The organism is Methylobacterium sp. 37f (assembly GCF_023093475.1).
Lineage (GTDB): Bacteria > Pseudomonadota > Alphaproteobacteria > Rhizobiales > Beijerinckiaceae > Methylobacterium.
In genome coordinates, this window is the sequence record NZ_JAGHKN010000062.1 from 1 (window position 1) to 16,637 (window position 16,637).

Below are 16,637 nucleotides of genomic sequence, written 5' to 3' on the forward strand. Positions count from 1 at the left end.
GGGCTAGGGGTGGGGGTGGCTCCGCTCGCCTCAGTCGGCAGAGGGTCGCCCAACCACCCCCACCTCCTCCCCACGAGCGCGACGGATCTCGGGCAGGCCCGAGTTCCGCTCGGGAAGAGGGCCGCGTCGAGGATCAATGTGTGTCCGGGTCATACGCGAACGAACATCAACCTTTCGGTGACGCGCGAGGCACCCACCGATGATCGCCTTCATCCTCCAGCGCCTGCTCCAGTCGATCGCGGTGCTGTTCGCGGTGGGCCTGATCGCCTTCTCGATGTTCCGCTTCGCGGGCGATCCGGTGAACCAGATCGTCGGCGTCGACACGCCCTATGCCGAGCGCGTCGCCATCCGGAAGGATCTCGGGCTCGATGATCCGGTGGCGGTGCAGTTCCTGCGCTACGCCGGCAACGTCGTGCGCGGCGAGTTCGGCACCTCATACCAGTTCCGCCAGCCGGTCTCGGCGCTGCTGGCCGAACGCATGCCCGCCACCCTGGAACTCGCCCTCTGCGCCACTTTGTTCGCCCTGACCGTCGGCATTCTGATGGGGGTGTACTGCGCCCTTCGGCGGGACACGTGGCTCGCCAAGGTCTTCCTCGCCATCTCGCTGATCGGCATCAGCCTGCCGACCTTCCTCATTGGCATCCTGCTGATCTTCCTGTTTTCGGTGACCCTCGGCTGGCTGCCCTCGTTCGGGCGCGGCGACACCGTGCGCCTTGGGTGGTGGACGACCGGATTTCTCACCGGCTCGGGGCTACGCGCCCTGATCCTGCCCTCCGTCACCCTCGGGCTGTTCCAGATGACCCTGATCATGCGGCTGGTGCGGGCCGAGATGCTGGAGGTGCTGCGCACGGACTACATCCGCTTCGCCCGGGCGCGGGGGCTCACCACCCGCTCGATCCATCTCGGCCATGCCCTGAAGAACACCCTGGTGCCGGTCATCACCATCGCGGGCCTGCAACTCGGCTCGGTCATCGCCTTCTCGATCATCACCGAGACGGTGTTCCAGTGGCCCGGCATGGGCCTGCTCTTCGTCCAGGCCGTGCAGAACGTCGATATCCCCATCATGGCGGCCTACCTGCTGCTGGTCGCCGCCATCTTCGTCGTCATCAACCTTGTGGTGGACGTGCTCTACACCATCGTCGATCCCCGCCTGCGCCTTTCCACCGGACGGGCCACATGAGCGTATCCGTGCAGGAAACCTCACGGGAAGCTCCCCTCACGCCGCCGATGCCGGCGAAGCGCTCCACCTGGGCCCGCTTCCTCGATTCCGACGTCTATGCGAGCTTCCGCCGGTCGAAGCTGGCGATGGGCGCCTTCGCGGTCACGCTGGTCTTCGTCGTGCTGGCGGTGGCGGCGCCCTGGATCTCGCCGCAGAATCCGTACGATCCGGCCGAACTCGAGTTGATCAACTCGAACCTGCCGCCGCTCTGGTACGCCGACGGGGTCGCGCCCTTCACCCTCGGTACCGACGACCAGGGCCGGGACGTCCTTTCGGCGGTGTTCTACGGCCTCCGGCTCTCCCTCATCGTGGGGCTGCTCGGGGTCGTGGTGTCTGGATTCCTCGGCATCGTGCTCGGACTGGTGGCGGGCTATTTCGGCGGCTTCGTCGACACCCTGATCATGCGGATCGCCGACGTACAGCTGACCTTCCCGGCCATCCTCATCGCGCTGGTGGTCGACGGCGTCGCCAAGGCGGCGCTGGGAAGCCAGATGGACACCGATGCCGCCATCGGCCTGATCGTGCTGTCGATCGGTCTGTCGTTCTGGGTGCAGTACGCCCGCACCGTCCGCTCCTCCGTGCTGGTGGAGAAGAACAAGGACTATGTCCAGGCCGGGCGCCTGATCGGCCTGTCCTCGCCGGTGATCATGGTCCGGCATGTCCTGCCAAACGTGCTCGGCCCGGTCTTCGTCATCGCCACCATCAATCTCGCCCTCGCCATCATCACCGAGGCGACCCTGTCCTTCCTCGGCACCGGCCTGCCGGACTCGATGCCGTCCCTCGGCACCCTGATCCGGACCGGCAACCGCTTTCTGTTCTCCGGCGAGTGGTGGATCGTCGCCTTCCCGGGCCTCGCGCTCGCCGGCCTCGTCCTGGCGATCAACCTGCTGGGCGACTGGTTGCGCGATGCCCTGAACCCGAAGCTGCAATGATCGCAACGCCATGACAGAGCCCGTCCTTTCGGTTCGCAACCTGCGCGTCGCCTTCGCGGGTCGGCGCGGCACGCTCACCGCCATCGACGACGTCTCGTTCGACATTGCGCCGGGTGAAATCCTCGGCGTGGTCGGCGAGTCAGGCGCCGGTAAGTCGGTCACCGGCTCCGCCGTCATCGGTCTCATCGATCCGCCCGGCGGCATCGTCGGCGGTCAGGTGCTGCTCAAGGGGGAACGCATCGACAACCTGTCGCCGGAGGCAATGCGGCGCATTCGGGGCCGGCGCATCGGCATGATCTTCCAAGACCCCCTCACCAGCCTCAATCCGCTCTATCGGGTCGGCCGGCAGATCGTGGAAACGATCCGCACCCATACCGACCTCTCCGAGAAGGCGGCCCGGCAGCGCGCCATCGATCTCCTGGCCGAGGTCGGCATCCCGGCCCCGGAGCGGCGCATCGACGGCTACCCGCACGAATTCTCCGGCGGCATGCGCCAGCGCGTGGTGATCGCCCTGGCGCTCGCCGCCGAGCCGGAATTGATCATCGCCGACGAGCCGACCACGGCCCTCGACGTCTCGGTCCAGGCCCAGATCATCGCGCTCCTGAAGCGCCTCGGCAGCGAGCGCGGCACCGCCGTGATGCTGGTGACCCACGACATGGGGGTGATCGCGGAAGCCGCCGACCGGGTGGCGGTGATGTATTCCGGGCGCATCGCGGAAATCGGCCCCGTCCGCGATGTCGTGCAGAACCCGCTTCATCCCTACGCCAAGGGCCTGATGGGGGCGATCCCGACGCTGTCTCAAGACACCGACCGCCTCGCCCAGATCCCGGGATCGATGCCGCGCCTCTCCAACATTCCGCCGGGCTGCGCCTTCAATCCGCGCTGTCCCTCCGTCTTCGGACGCTGCCGTGTCGAGCGACCCGATCCGATCCCGGTTGGCGCGCACCGGGTGGCCTGCCACCTCTACGACCGATCGGAGGCCTCCGCCGCATGAACGCGCCCGTCATGCCCCTGCCCCAGCCCGACACCCGCCCCGGCGATGCGCCTTACGTCGTGATCGAAGGCCTGCGCCGCACCTTCGACGTGTCTCGCCCCTGGCTCAACCGGGTCATCGAGCGTCAGCCCCGGCAGATCCTGCGCGCCGTCGACGGCGTGAGCTTCGCCATTCGCCGCGGCGAGACCTTCGCGCTCGTCGGCGAGTCGGGCTCGGGAAAATCGACGGTCGCCCGCATGGTGGTGGGCCTGCTGCCGCCGAGCGCCGGCGATGTGCGGATCACCGGCGTGTCGATGACCGATCGGCGCGAGGCCGCCGCCCGGCGCCGGCTGCGCCGCCGAATCCAGATGATCTTCCAAGACCCTTACGCGTCCATGAACCCGCGTTGGCGGGTGCGGAACATCATCGCCGAACCGATCCGGGCCTTCAATCTCCTGCAGGGCGATGTCGCCATCGGGCGCCGGGTCGGCGAACTCCTCGGCCTCGTCGGCCTGCACCCCGACGACGGGGTCAAATACCCGCACGAGTTCTCCGGCGGCCAGCGCCAGCGCATCGCCATCGCGCGGGCGCTCGCCTCGGAAGCCGAGTTCCTGGTGGGCGACGAGCCGACCTCGGCCCTGGACGTCTCGGTCCAGGCTCAGATTCTCAACCTGATGCGCGACCTGCAGGACCGCCTCGGGCTGACCTATCTGTTCATCAGCCATAACCTCGCCGTCGTTCGCCACATGGCGAACCGGATCGGGGTGATGTATCTCGGGCGGGTGGTCGAGATCGCAGACGGACGGGAACTCTTCCGTGCTCCGAAACACCCCTACACGCGCATGCTGCTCGATTCGGTGCCGGATATCGGCCTCACCGGGCGCAAGCGCATCCCCGTCTCCGGCGAGATCCCGAACCCGATCGACCCCCCGACGGGCTGCGCCTTCAACCCGCGCTGCCCCTTCGCAAACGAGCGCTGCCGCACCGAGGTCCCGACCCTGGTCGAGGGTGTGGCCTGCCACGCCTTTCAGGAGCGGCGGTTGCCGGCCTGACGGCCGGTTTTTCGCGCGGGCGCGTTCCAGAGCCAGAGCATGAGCACAGACCCATCGATCGCCGTGGCCAAAACGGCGGCTCTCACGGCTTCGGACCACGACATCCTCAGCCTCGGCGCCGTCGACCTCTCGGCCGCGATCCACGCCCGGCGCATCTCCTGCGTCGAGGTCATGTCCGCCTGTCTCGACCAGATCGACCGGGTGAACCCGACCGTCAACGCCATCGTGGCCCTGCGCGACCGGGCCGACCTGATGGCCGCCGCCGAAGAGCGCGACGTGCAAGCCGCGCGCGGCGAATTCCTCGGGCCGCTGCACGGGTTTCCCCACGCGGTGAAGGACATCGATGCGGTGAAGGGCCTGCCCTTCACGCAAGGGTCGCCGATTTTCCGCGACCGGATCGCGGCGGCGGATTCGATCATGGTCAAGCGCCTGCGCAAGGCCGGCGCGATCTTCACCGGCCGAACCAACATGCCGGAATTCGGTCTTGGCTCGCAGACCTTCAACCCGGTCTACGGCGCCACCCGCAACGCCTACGATCCGACCAAGACTTCGGGGGGCTCAAGCGGCGGCGCGGCGGTGGCGGTAGCGCTCCACATGCAGCCGGTCGCCGATGGCAGCGATCATGCCGGATCGCTGCGCAACCCGCCCGCCTTCAACAACCTGTTCGGCCTGCGCACCGGCTACGGCCGCATCCCGATCGAGACCAAGGACGCCTTCACGGCGGGACTCGGCGTCTCGGGCGGAATTGGGCGCTCGCCCGCGGATCTCGGCCTGCTGCTTTCCGTCCAGGCCGGCTACGACGCGCGGGTGCCGTACTCGAATACGCAGGACCCCGCGATCTTCGCCGACGATCTGAAGCGGGACTTCACCGGCGCCCGCATCGCCTGGTTCGACGATCTCGGCGGCTACCTGCCCTTCGAAGCGGGCGTGCTCGACCTCGACCGCAGTGCGCTGTCGGCCTTCGAGGCGCTTGGCGCCAAGGTGGAGTGGGACCGCCCACGCTTCGATATGGCCAAGGTCTGGCGCGATTGGCTGACCCTGCGTGCCTGGATGACCGCTTCCAACCTGCGACCCCTCTACGACGAGCCGGCCTATCGCGATTTGCTCAAGCCGGAGGCGGTCTGGGAGGTCGAGCGCGGCTTGGCGCTCTCCGCCGATCAGGTCACCGCCGCGCAGGAGGGCCGCACCGCCTGGTACGAGGCCGTGCGCCGATTCCAGGAGCGCTATGACTTCCTCCTCATGCCCTCGGCCCAGGTGTTCCCCTTCGACATCGAAGAACGCTGGCCCAAGACCGTCGGCGGCCGGACCATGGACACCTACCATCGCTGGATGGAGGTGACGATTCCCGTGACCATGAGCGGCCTGCCGGCCCTCAACGTGCCGGCCGGCTTCGACCCGGCCGGGCGCCCCTCAGGCATCCAGATCGTCGGCCCCAACAACGGCGAGCGTGCCTGCCTGCAGCTCGGGGCCGCCTACGACGCCGCCACGAACTGGGTGTCGATGCGCAGACCTGCGCTGCTGGACCTCTCCTGATCCGTTCGAGATTCCCCATGACCGACAACGCCCGGCCGCATCACGGCCGCTACGCCTACAGCGCTCTGCCCAACCGGCCGGTCTACGACTGGCCGGGGGGCAAGCGTCTGGCGGTTTACCTGGCCCTCAATCTGGAGGGGTTCGATTTCGGAGGCGGCCTCGGCGCTGAACTGGCGCCCGGCGGTCCGCAGCCGGACGTGCTCAATTATGCCTGGCGCGACTGGGGCAATCGCATCGGGGCTTGGCGCATCAAGGACACCCTCGATGGGCTCGGGATGCCGGCGAGCGTCCTCGTCAACAGTCGCCTCTACGCCGATTGCCCCGGGCTGATCGAGGCCTTCCGGGCGCGCGGCGACGAGATCGTCGGCCACGGCCGCACCAATGCCGAGCGCCAGGGCGACCGCGTCGAGGCCGACGAACGCGCCCTCATCGCCGAGGCCACCGCCATCCTCACCGCTCAGGAAGGCCATGCCCCCAGGGGCTGGCTCGGTCCCTGGATCTCGCAGAGCCGGTTGACCCCGGATCTCCTCGCGGAAGCCGGCTACCGCTACCTCCTCGACTGGTGCCACGACGATCAGCCGACCTGGTTCGCGACCCGCAACGGCGGCCGCATCCTGGCGGTGCCCTACCCCCAGGAACTCAACGACATCCCCGCTATCGTCGCGCGCAAGGAGACCGGCCAGCAATTCGCCGACGCCCTCGTCGAGGCCTTCGACGAGATGCTGGAGCAGTCGCGCACCGCCCCCCTCGTCATGGGCATCGCGCTCCATCCCTATATCGTCGGCCAGCCACACCGTCTGCGTCCCCTGCGCCGGGCGCTCGCCCATATCGCGGCGCGGCGCGAGGAGATCTGGTTGACCACCGCCGGCGGCATCGCTGGCTTCTCCGAAGACAGCGGAACGGCCCTGTGAAGAGTCGCTTGATGGGTCCGTTCAGCCACCGATCAGGCTGGCGCCGCTAAGGGGACGGCTCACGCTGTCGCCGACCTTGAGCCACCCGATGCATGCCGATGCCTTCCTCGCCGCCGCCGAGCGCCTGCCGGTTGCGGATCTTGACGCTCTGATCGGCGGCAAGGGCCTCGTCGTGGTGGCTCCCCATCCGGACGACGAGAGCCTCGGCTGCGGTGGCATCATCGCCGAGGCTCGCGCTCGGGGACGCGACGTGCGGATTGTCATCGTCAGCGACGGCTGCGGCTCGCATACGCACTCGGCACTGTATTCCCCCGAAAAACTGCGTGACCTCCGCGAAACGGAGTTGGTCGACGCAGCTGGTATACTGGGCGTTCCAGCGGAAGCCGTGACCTTCCTGCGCCTGCCCGATGCCGGGGTCCCAAGCACCGGTCCGGTGGCAGAAGACGCTGCCGAGCGGATCGCCGCGATCGCCCACGACGCCGATGCCGGCGCCGTCTGCGTCACCTGGGGACACGATCCCCATTGCGACCATCAGGCCTCCGCAGCCCTCGTCCGCCTCGCCCGGCCAGCGCTCGGCCTGATTCGGATTTTCGCTTATCCTGTATGGGGTTGGACCCTTCCCGAAGGAACCGAGGTCGGCCCCGGCCCGACCGGTTTCCGGGTCGATGTCACAGTCCACCGCGCCGCCAAGACGGCCGCAATCGGCGCTCACCGCTCCCAAACCACCGATCTCATCGCCGACGATCCCACCGGGTTTCGCCTCGAACCCGAGATGATCGCGCGTTTCACTGGTCCCTACGAGATCTTTGTCGCCATGGACGGCCTCACCCCGTGATCGCCGGCACCACCCTCATCACCCTGAACAAGGGTCGCGACGCCCATCTCGCCCGCCTTCTCGAAGGCGTTGCCCGGGGCCCTCACCCTGAGGCCTGCATTGTCGTCGAAATGGGCGCCGAGCCCCCGCCCCTGCCTGATTACGGCTTCCCAATTCGCCGCATCGTCTTGAACAGCCCAGGCCTGCCGCTGGCTCGGGCACGCAATGCTGGACGGCAGGCCGCTGCGACCGGCAACCTAATCTTCCTCGACGTCGACTGCATCCCCTCGGCGGATCTCGTCCCGCGGCTGAGCGCTGATCTGGGCGAGGCTGATGGCCTAATCTGTTGTGAAATCCGATACTTACCGGCTGGATCGGTCATGGATGGCTGGACCGAGGTCGGACTGCGGGCGGCGGGCCATCCTCATCCCGTCCGACACTTTCCAGCCCACGGAATGGCACGCAGCGACAATCCCGGATTGTTCTGGTCGCTCGCCTTTGGGGTCCGGACGGCCACTTTCGATCGCCTGAACGGCTTCGACGAGGGTTTCGACGGCTACGGCGCTGAAGATACGGATCTTGCTTTTCGCGCCGATGCTCTGGGTATCCCGGTGCTGTTCAGCGCCAGCGGACAAGCCTTTCACCAGCACCACGGCGCCTGCGATCCACCCCTCCAGTATTTTGCCGACATTATCCGCAACGCGTCGCGCTTCCAAGCGCGGCACGGGCTCTGGCCGATGGATGGCTGGCTCGATAGCTTCGCACGCCGCGGCCTGATTAACCCCGATTGGCGTAATGCCATCACAGTCCTGCGCCTGCCAACAGCGGACGAGATCGTCGCTGCGCGTGTTCCGTCAGACCAGCCTTTCTGAATCAGCGATCCTCGGCCTAACGGCGCCTCTTGTCGGCTCGCTCAGCCGCTTCCATGATGAAGCCAGCAGTCCGCGAGATCGCGCCCGGTCGTGCAAGTCCACCGATCACGGCTGGATTCAGGTCGAGGCCCGCCCTGACGAGTTCCGGCCATGCTTCGGGGCTGGGCCACATCGGACAATGGATGGCTGCCCCCATGTCTGACAGCGCGAGAGACTTCTCGAATTGCTCATCAAAAGGTCGGGGTTCGGGAAGGCAGATGAAGCGCTTGGCCGCTGCAGCGACGGCGGAGACCACGCCGTCGCCACCACCGCCGACGACCAGAGTGGCCCGCTCTATGAATGGAGTCGGATCGGCAACCCATCCGTGATGGTGGAGATTCGGTGGCAAATCCGATGCGCTTCCACTTGTCGGCCCAAGCACATGCCATGGACGATAGGGTACCGCTCGAGCTGCGGCCGCCAGATCTCTCAGGCTACCGGCAGCGCCACCGCGCCCATAGATGACCAAGATCGAACCATCTTCGTTTGCAACTGGCGTTGTGGGCCTCTCCGATGTGAGCAGGCCGGTGTAAAATGTTTTCGCACGAACCCAGTCAGGTGTTGTAGGCGAGTCGAGTTCCACCGGAAAAAACGCCAGCAATCGATCGGCAGCGCGAAAAGCCTCCAGATGGGGCATATCGCTGCGCGTTCCGGCTAGGCGAACCGCCAATGTCGGGACAGACATCAGGCGGGCGAACAGGGTGATTTCAACTGAGACGTCAATGACGATCAGGGCTGGATTGGCCTCAGCAACCCACGTAGCGAACTGACCCATTCGCGTCCGGACATTGTCAGCACAGACAGGTGCATAGTGCAGACCTAGGGGACGGGTATCTGCTCCGTCTTGCCCGTCAAAGGACACGCCAACGCGATCGTCCGGCAAATCGAGGACGGGAACAGGCGCGGCCTCTGTGTCATTCGTGGCAAACGTTCCGATCAATGTCACAGGACGGTCAAGCGCGCTTGCGATCAGACATGCACGCTGCCAGTGGCCAGCGCCCTGATGATGAACATAATAACCGATTGGTCTCCTGCTCATGACATTCGCGGGTCGGACAATGATCGAAGTTCGGCCAGCATTTCCTCGAGGTTTGCGAGCGCTAATTCCAGAGGCACTGGAACCGCTGGGGGAATTCCCTCCCCAATCGCGGCTTCGACCCGTTCCACAAGCGCAATCGCGTTGGGACATTCTACGAGATCGAGAGATGCGACATCGTCCTGAGAGAGCCCGAACGCTTTCAAGGCTGGGACCATGCGGACAGGATCATCGAAGCATTGAGCTAACTTCTGGCGTCTCTGAATCAAGGTTCGCCAATGGTTTGCATCCGGCAGAAGATAGGCTTCACGGCCGTCGGCAACACGCGAGCGGCGTATCATCTCTGTGGCCATTCCACCGATCACACGCCCAACGCCGCGATCGGAGACCGAAATCCAGACGTCTGGGCAATGCCGAACCCGGCCGCCAAACCAGCGCACCCGCGAGACCAAAGCGTTGTCCTCGCCGCAGGGAAGCGTCGGCATGCCTCCAACCCGACGATATAAATCCGCACCTAAGCTCAGGCTCGCAGCGACATGATCACCGTGCCGGGGTGCTGGATCGTGAAACGGTGGATCAAGGACCTCTTCGAGTTGGCGAACAGCATACCAATATCGCTCAATCTTCGCATGGATTTGATTCAGACGCGGGTCTTCGGTTGCAAAGTCGCTATTAATTACCAGACGGCCGCCCACGAGTTCCGCTGTCTGCAGCGCTCGCAGGTTGGAAATCACCCAGTTTTCCGGCGCGATCGCGTCAGCATCGGTACTTAGAAGAACACCGTTCTTGACACCGTCCCGGTCCAACCAGTCCACACCAGCATCGAGAGCTCGACGACGCGCAGTGCCTACGTGTGCTTGTTCCGATGGGATGGTAACCTCAAGAACCCGCAACTCGATGCGAACAAGCTCAGAGCGCGCGGACAGAGCCTTTAAAGTCTCGACGGTGGTGTCGGTACAATTATTAGCCACGACGACGACACGCAGGCGTGCGCCATCATAGACACCCTTCTGTCGATCAAGGGATCGCAAAAGGCGCGGCAATGTATCGGCCTCGTTGCGAGCGGGCACGCACACGACAGCTCGTGCCAAAGAGGTGCCAAGCTCAGCCATTGCTGACACGGGCAGCGATCGTGGCCTTCGGAATCCGTCCAAGCTCGCTTCTATAAAGGCCCTCGTAGCGATCGGTCATCGTCTCGGCATCGAACAATTGCTCCGCTCGGCGGCGGCAGTCGGTACGCGAAAGCTGTATCGCTTGCGTCACGGCAAAGCCGAGATCTGCAACATCATCCGCAGCAGCCAGCACCCCACACGAGGAATCCAGGATGTCTGGAATTGCACCACGACGGAACGCTGCAACCGGCGTTCCGCACGCGAGAAATTCAGCTAGCACGAGCCCGAAAGGTTCTTCCCAACGAGGCGTACACAAAGCGACGTGGGCCTCTCCTACGCAACGTGCGAGATCATCGTGTCCGAGGTGACCGAGATAAGTGACGTCGTCTCCGAGCCGGGGGGCTATTTCGGCATCCCAATAGGCCGGATTCGAGCGTGGACCAGCAAATTTCAGCGGCAGCTCTGCAATTCGAGCAGCGTCGATCGCTAGGTGCGTTCCCTTCTCGGGAACGAGCCTCCCCATCCAGATCGCGTGTGGCTCGCCCGAAGGGCGCCCGGAGTAGGCGAAGGCGCTGAGATCAATACCATTTCCGATGACATGCGGCTCACTGATGATATCGTACCACTCCCGCGCAAGCGAGGGCGAAACCGCAGCAAACGCCATGTCTCGCGCCCGCGCCCGTACACCCCGAACAAATGGTTCGAACGGAGGGGTATGGAGGGCTGTCACCATGGGGCACGGGAGTTCGCCAGCTCGCAAAAGCGGTAAGAAGTGCAGGCTGTTATTATGCACGAGGTCGAAGCCCTCCACGGCGACCGCATCCATGATCCGGACGTAAGCGGCGTGCTCTGTCGCATCGACGCGAGCCTCCGAGACATCGTCGAACGCGCAACCCGTCGGCGCACATACCGGAACAAGGGCGAAGCTACCGACGGACCCCTCCGATGCGTACAACGTGACCGCATGTCCTCGGGCTTGAAGCGCGGATGCGAGTAAATGTGTGTGCATTTCCAGCCCTCCCGAAAATGGTTGGGCGATCGGAAACTTGAGATGCGCAATGATGGCGATCTTCACAGGATGCGGACGCGATGTTCGAGGAATTGACGTGTGAGAATGAAACTTCACCCGCACCATGGTTTTTGCGCATCACTTGGATGTCGGCGAGGCGTACTAGGCCATGCCGAACCACAACGTAACGTGAACAAAAAGCAAGATCTGTATGTGGTGGACCACCGCTGAAATTTGGTGGGCGGCCGATTGCCCGGCGGAGATATGACCACACGGCAAATAATTCGCCGCACTGTATTTAATACGCTTTGACCAATATAAACATTTTTTTATATATTATTTATTGATATAAAATCAGCATTTACTATGTATTATTGAGATGTGAATAGGATTCACTAAAATTACCACTTTATTTTCAATATATCATGAATCATATAAGGCTTATCGATTGAATAATTAAATAATTTAATCTCACAAGCTGAGTATAAAAACCATATAGTTTTTTACTATGGGTATAATATACATTTATTTTTCTCGATGAAATTTTTTTATATCTACTGATCGACAACTTTCTATTGCCGCATTTCAGGTTGCCAGATTGATTGGAATATCGTTTCCTGTGTCGGCGTATGCAAAAAGATTCACAGTCTGAAAACGATTCTAGTTTATCCGCTGGATACGATCTTCGACGGAGGCCCCTGCCATACTTCATGAATTAACATTCACTAGTATAAAATATACTTTCTCCATTATAATTTACCACATCCATTTTCCGTCGTTTTGAAATTGAGCTTAGCTGATTTAATACGGTTTTTTTGCAGGTCGTCTTGGATCGCTGAGCAATTTAGAAATTGAGAGTTGAGTTAGGAAATCAGGACGCCATGGTGGACGCGGCCATCTATCTACTTACCGACCGGCCAGACCGTAGCGTTGCTTTAGAGACACTGATCAAAACGATTGGACGCTGCGAAGTCTTGAGCAGTGGTCAGGAGCAGCCTTTCGATGTGGCGCCCCGCGCCATTGTCTCGGACATGACACTGAGTCGGCGCGAGGCGGCAAATCGACTCCGGGCCTTTCTACGCCGGAAGGGTGATAGCGCGCTACCGGTTGTTTGTTTGTTGCGGTCGACAACAGATCAAGATCTCCGTCAAGCACGAGACCTCGGCGCTACTATTTGCTTCCCAGCTTACACCGCTCCGCATATTGTTGCTCAAGCTCTTCTCGCGGAAATCACAGAGAGGGAGACCGACGTCCTCACTCAGCCCATTATCAAAAATGTATCGCGCGCGCGGGAAGTTCTGACCGACCTTTTCGAAGGAGTCCGGACCGGTGGACCAATCTCGCTCGCCCAGGTCGATGCAGGCCTTGATCCAATTCTTGCGGCCGTGAAAGAAAACGGGTTGACCCGGTGGTTAGAGACTGTGTGGACACACGACGATGCGACCTATCAACATTGCCTCCTCGTCGCCGGCGTGGCTGCACAATTCGTCTTGCATCTCGGTTTTGGAGCTAAAGATCGCGAACATTTCATCCGAGCGGCACTGCTGCACGACGTCGGTAAGGCGCAAATCCCTCTCGGGATTCTCAACAAGCCCAGCCGTCTAGACGCCGACGAAGTCGCAATCATGCGTCTTCATCCAGTCATCGGCTATGATATCCTTTGTAAGAGCGGATGTGATGCCGTGACCCTAGGTGCAGTGCGCCACCATCATGAAATGCTCGATGGCTCTGGCTATCCAGATGGTCTGATCGCCAACGAGATCAGCGATACAGTCAGATTATTGACGATCTGCGACATCTACTCGGCACTGACCGAGAGAAGGTCTTATAAAGAGCCGATGCCAGCGCGCGAAGCAATTTCTATGCTGACCAGCATGACAGGAAAGCTAGAGGCCAGCCTTGTGCATCATTTCGCCGATGCAATGCTTCGAGATACCAATTAATCCCAAGAAAACAGGATCGACCAGCCTAATTAGGACTGGTCAATCCTGTTCTACCACAATTACTATTCAGCAGCATCAAGGCGTGGACGTTCAATCATCGCGCGTTCGCGCTTTACGAGTTCCGCCGTGAGGAACGCGACTTCCAACGCCTGCTCGGCATTCAACCGCGGATCACAATAGGTGTGATACCGATCGCGTAGACCTTCCGCCGTCAGAGCCCGGGCGCCACCGGTGCATTCAGTCACATCCTTCCCGGTCATCTCCAGGTGGATGCCACCAGCAACTGTACCTTCGGCACGATGGACGCCGAAGAAACTCTCGATCTCCTGCATCACACGTTCGAAGGGACGAGTCTTGTAGCCTCCGGCGGAGATCGTGTTGCCATGCATCGGATCGCAAACCCAGACTACGCTGCGCCCCTCGCGCTCAACTGCTCGGATCAAACCCGGTAAATGCTCACCAACCTTCTCGGCCCCGAAACGGCAAATGAGTGTAAGACGGCCCGCCTCATTCGACCGATTGAGCTTATCAATCAGCGTTATCAGACCTTCTGCGGTCATTGAAGGCCCGCATTTCAAGCCGATCGGATTTCTGACGCCGCGAGCATACTCGACATGGGCGTGATCGGGCTGGCGCGTGCGATCGCCGATCCACAACATGTGACCAGACGTGGCATACCAGTCCCCGCTGGTAGAATCGATCCGTGTCAAAGCCTCTTCATAACCCAACAGGAGGGCCTCGTGGCTTGTATAGAAGTCCGTGGTGCGAACTTCCTGATGTGTTTCCGGGTTGATGCCGATCGCTCGCATGAAGTCTAGAGTTTCAGTCATCCGCTCTGCACAATCAGCATATCGTGACGATTGCGGCGAATCTTTCACAAACCCGAGCATCCAACGATGCGAGTTCTCCAGGTTTGCATAACCGCCGGTCGCAAACGCCCGAAGAAGATTGAGGGTCGCTGCGGATTGCCGGTACGCCTCAAGCTGTCGGCGCGGATCGGGAACGCGTGCCTCTTCCGTGAATGTCAGTCCATTGACGATGTCACCGCGGTAGCTCGGCAATGTCACGCCATCCATCGTCTCGGTAGGCGAAGAGCGAGGCTTTGCGAACTGACCAGCGATACGACCGACCTTCACCACGGGAGAGCCGCCTGCGAAGGTAAGCACGAGAGCCATCTGAAGGAATACGCGAAAGAAATCGCGTATGTTGTCGGCGGAGTGCTCGTCGAAGCTTTCTGCACAGTCGCCGCCCTGAAGAAGGAACGCCTCGCCTGACGAGACTCGCGCCAGGGCGGCTTTCAGCTTCCGAGCTTCCCCTGCAAAAACGAGCGGAGGAAAACTTGCGAGCTGCGATTCGACCAAGTGCAAGGCAGCGGCGTCCGGATAAGCGGGAACCTGCTGGATCGGCAGATTTCGCCAGGTCTTCGGTGTCCAAGGCTCAGCCATTGTCGTCTCCGTTCCGCCTCTCGGTCGGCTCCGCGTGGCAACAAACCCCGCATAAAGCGCGGCTTATAAAGCGGTTCTTCCATGGTGGCGAGAGAGGGATGGGACGCAGAAGAGGTCGTGTCCCAGGCGGTGGTGTAGCTGGCGGGTGGTCATCGGCGATTGCCGGGTAGGGTCGGGTTGCGAGCACCAACCCCGCACCCGAGAGATCCCCGATGACCGACGCGATGATGGCCCTGCGCAGCCTCCTGGAGAAGAGCGCCGACGCGGATTTGTTGCGCGAGATGATCGGCTTTGCGGCCGAGCGCCTGATGGAACTGGAGGTGGGCGGCCTGACAGGGGCGGCCCACGGCGAGAAGAGCGCCGACCGTCTGGTCGAGCGCAACGGCTATCGCGACCGGGACTGGCAGACGCGGGCCGGCACGGTCGAGCTGCGCATCCCGAAGCTCAGGAAGGGCTCGTGCTTCCCCGGTTTCCTGGAGCCGCGCCGGATGGCCGAGAAGGCGCTGATCGCGGTGATCCAGGAGGCCCACATCCAGGGTGTCTCGACCCGCTCGTTCGACGACCTCGTCCAGGCCATGGGTGGTACCGGTGTCTCGAAGAGCCAGGTCTCGCGCCTGTGCCAGGAGATCGACGAGCGGGTGGGCGCGTTCCTCGACCGGCCCATCGAAGGCGAGTGGCCGTATCTCTGGATCGCTGCGACCTACGTGAAGGTGCGCCAGGACGGCCGGATCGTCTCGGTGGCCGTCATCGTGGCGGTCGGCGTGAACACTGACGGTCGCCGGGAAGTCCTCGGCATGGACGTCGACCCGTCGAACGCAACCTAGCAACGCTGCCGGGTCCACTTCATGAGGAATGTTCTCGCCCATGCCGGCCGCTCGGGTCGCCGCGTCGTCTCAGCCTTCATCGCCACCGCGTTCGCTCGAGGCACGACGCCGAGGCGGCCCGTCTGCAATGGCGGCGGGTCACCGATCAGCTCCGCCCCAAGGTGCCCAAGCTCGCGACCCTGATGGACACGGCCGAGCCCGACGTGCTGGCCGACGGGCTTCCCGGCCGCTCATCGGGTCACGCCTCCACTCCACAAACCCCCTCGAACGCCTGAACGGCGAGATCAAACGCCGGACCGAGGTCGTGGGCATCTTCCCAACGAGGCTGCCATCACACGTCTCGTCGGCGCGATCCTGCTCGAACAAAACGACGAAGGGGCCGTCCAGCGCTCCCGCTCCATCACCCTGGAAAGCGTCGCCCCGATCGGCGATGATCCCCTCGTCAGCCTGCCGACCCTGGCCGCTTGATCCTCCCCGCCCAAGCCGGTCCTCGTGGTAGCCCTCACCGAGCCACACCACGCCAAGGGACACGATCATCGCGGCTCCGCGTCAGCGCAACACCGATGCCGAGAAGGCGGCTCCGAAGGAAGGCAGGATCCCGGAGGCGTGGGCGGCAAGACCGAAGAAGCCCGCACGAAAGGATCGCGGTGCTCGCTGGACCCTGAAACGAGCCAAGGCACGGCCCGCAAACGCGGACGGTGTCAAACAGCGTTGAACATTGGTTCATCCGCACTTTTGGTGCTGACGGAGTCAGATTTGGCTCTTGAGCGTTGATCCTCACCATGACCGAGGAGGTGTCGGATGCTGATCTCGAACCCGTCTCTACCGACAATGCCCGATGGGTTGCACGTCGATGAACTGACGCTCGATCCGTCCGGACTGTTGCTTCTTGCCCGGACCACCGCTGCGCTGGGCGTCTGTCC

The 16,637-nt window shown here is 62.8% G+C and carries 13 protein-coding genes and 2 pseudogenes; 11 read left to right on the forward strand and 4 right to left on the reverse strand.

The window, feature by feature from the left end; all coding sequences use genetic code 11:
- Positions 1-199 precede the first annotated feature (199 nt).
- The 8 genes from J7U37_RS23785 (at position 200) to J7U37_RS23820 (ending at position 8,306) form a co-directional block, all read left to right on the forward strand.
- The gene (locus tag J7U37_RS23785; RefSeq protein ID WP_056186703.1) at positions 200-1,180 is read left to right on the forward strand and encodes an ABC transporter permease; all 981 of its coding nucleotides are present in this window, start codon (positions 200-202) and stop codon (positions 1,178-1,180) included.
- Between the two features lie 47 nt (positions 1,181-1,227).
- The gene (locus J7U37_RS23790; protein WP_056186705.1) at positions 1,228-2,151 is read left to right on the forward strand and encodes an ABC transporter permease; all 924 of its coding nucleotides are present in this window, start codon (positions 1,228-1,230) and stop codon (positions 2,149-2,151) included.
- 10 nt (positions 2,152-2,161) lie between these two features.
- Entirely contained in the window at positions 2,162-3,145 is a 984-nt protein-coding gene (locus tag J7U37_RS23795) for an ABC transporter ATP-binding protein (RefSeq protein ID WP_247637338.1), read from the forward strand.
- Between the two features lie 11 nt (positions 3,146-3,156).
- Positions 3,157-4,176, forward strand: a complete 1,020-nt coding sequence (locus J7U37_RS23800; RefSeq protein ID WP_056186731.1) for an ABC transporter ATP-binding protein — start codon at positions 3,157-3,159, stop codon at positions 4,174-4,176.
- A gap of 39 nt (positions 4,177-4,215) precedes the next feature.
- Positions 4,216-5,709 carry an amidase gene (locus J7U37_RS23805; protein ID WP_082503738.1) on the forward strand — a complete coding sequence of 498 codons (1,494 nt, stop codon included), beginning with the start codon at positions 4,216-4,218 and terminating at the stop codon, positions 5,707-5,709.
- Between the two features lie 17 nt (positions 5,710-5,726).
- The gene (locus tag J7U37_RS23810) at positions 5,727-6,620 is read left to right on the forward strand and encodes a polysaccharide deacetylase family protein (protein WP_247637339.1); all 894 of its coding nucleotides are present in this window, start codon (positions 5,727-5,729) and stop codon (positions 6,618-6,620) included.
- An 88-nt stretch (positions 6,621-6,708) separates the two neighbouring features.
- Positions 6,709-7,455 carry a PIG-L deacetylase family protein gene (locus tag J7U37_RS23815; protein ID WP_247637340.1) on the forward strand — a complete coding sequence of 249 codons (747 nt, stop codon included), beginning with the start codon at positions 6,709-6,711 and terminating at the stop codon, positions 7,453-7,455.
- The gene (locus J7U37_RS23820) at positions 7,455-8,306 is read left to right on the forward strand and encodes a galactosyltransferase-related protein (protein WP_247637345.1); all 852 of its coding nucleotides are present in this window, start codon (positions 7,455-7,457) and stop codon (positions 8,304-8,306) included. The genes J7U37_RS23815 and J7U37_RS23820 overlap by 1 nt, the downstream gene beginning before the upstream one ends.
- Positions 8,307-8,322: 16 nt before the next feature.
- Here J7U37_RS23820 and J7U37_RS23825 read toward each other — a convergent pair whose 3' ends face one another.
- The 3 genes from J7U37_RS23825 to J7U37_RS23835 are packed head-to-tail and all read right to left on the reverse strand — an operon-like array spanning position 8,323 to position 11,568.
- Positions 8,323-9,384 (reverse strand): glycosyltransferase, encoded by a 1,062-nt coding sequence (locus J7U37_RS23825; protein ID WP_247637341.1) that lies wholly within the window; start codon positions 9,382-9,384, stop codon positions 8,323-8,325.
- Entirely contained in the window at positions 9,381-10,451 is a 1,071-nt protein-coding gene (locus J7U37_RS23830; RefSeq protein ID WP_338011509.1) for a glycosyltransferase, read from the reverse strand. The genes J7U37_RS23825 and J7U37_RS23830 overlap by 4 nt, the downstream gene beginning before the upstream one ends.
- A 34-nt stretch (positions 10,452-10,485) precedes the next feature.
- Complete coding sequence (locus J7U37_RS23835; RefSeq protein ID WP_247637342.1) at positions 10,486-11,568, reverse strand: glycosyltransferase family 4 protein; 1,083 nt, start codon at positions 11,566-11,568, stop codon at positions 10,486-10,488.
- Positions 11,569-12,383: 815 nt separating this feature from the next.
- Between J7U37_RS23835 and J7U37_RS23840 the strand changes: the two genes are divergently transcribed.
- Positions 12,384-13,445 (forward strand): HD domain-containing phosphohydrolase, encoded by a 1,062-nt coding sequence (locus tag J7U37_RS23840; protein WP_247637343.1) that lies wholly within the window; start codon positions 12,384-12,386, stop codon positions 13,443-13,445.
- Positions 13,446-13,507: 62 nt separating this feature from the next.
- Here the strand turns inward: J7U37_RS23840 and J7U37_RS23845 are convergent, their stop codons facing one another.
- Positions 13,508-14,890: a 3-deoxy-7-phosphoheptulonate synthase class II gene (locus J7U37_RS23845; RefSeq protein ID WP_247637344.1), complete on the reverse strand. Its 1,383-nt coding sequence runs from the start codon at positions 14,888-14,890 to the stop codon at positions 13,508-13,510.
- A gap of 212 nt (positions 14,891-15,102) precedes the next feature.
- Here J7U37_RS23845 and J7U37_RS23850 point away from each other — a divergent pair.
- Together J7U37_RS23850 and J7U37_RS23855 are read left to right on the forward strand one after the other, a co-directional pair.
- A pseudogene (locus tag J7U37_RS23850) lies at positions 15,103-16,182 on the forward strand (IS256 family transposase).
- A gap of 61 nt (positions 16,183-16,243) precedes the next feature.
- A pseudogene (locus J7U37_RS23855) lies at positions 16,244-16,402 on the forward strand (IS5/IS1182 family transposase); the annotation flags it as partial.
- Between the last annotated feature and the right edge of the window lie 235 nt (positions 16,403-16,637).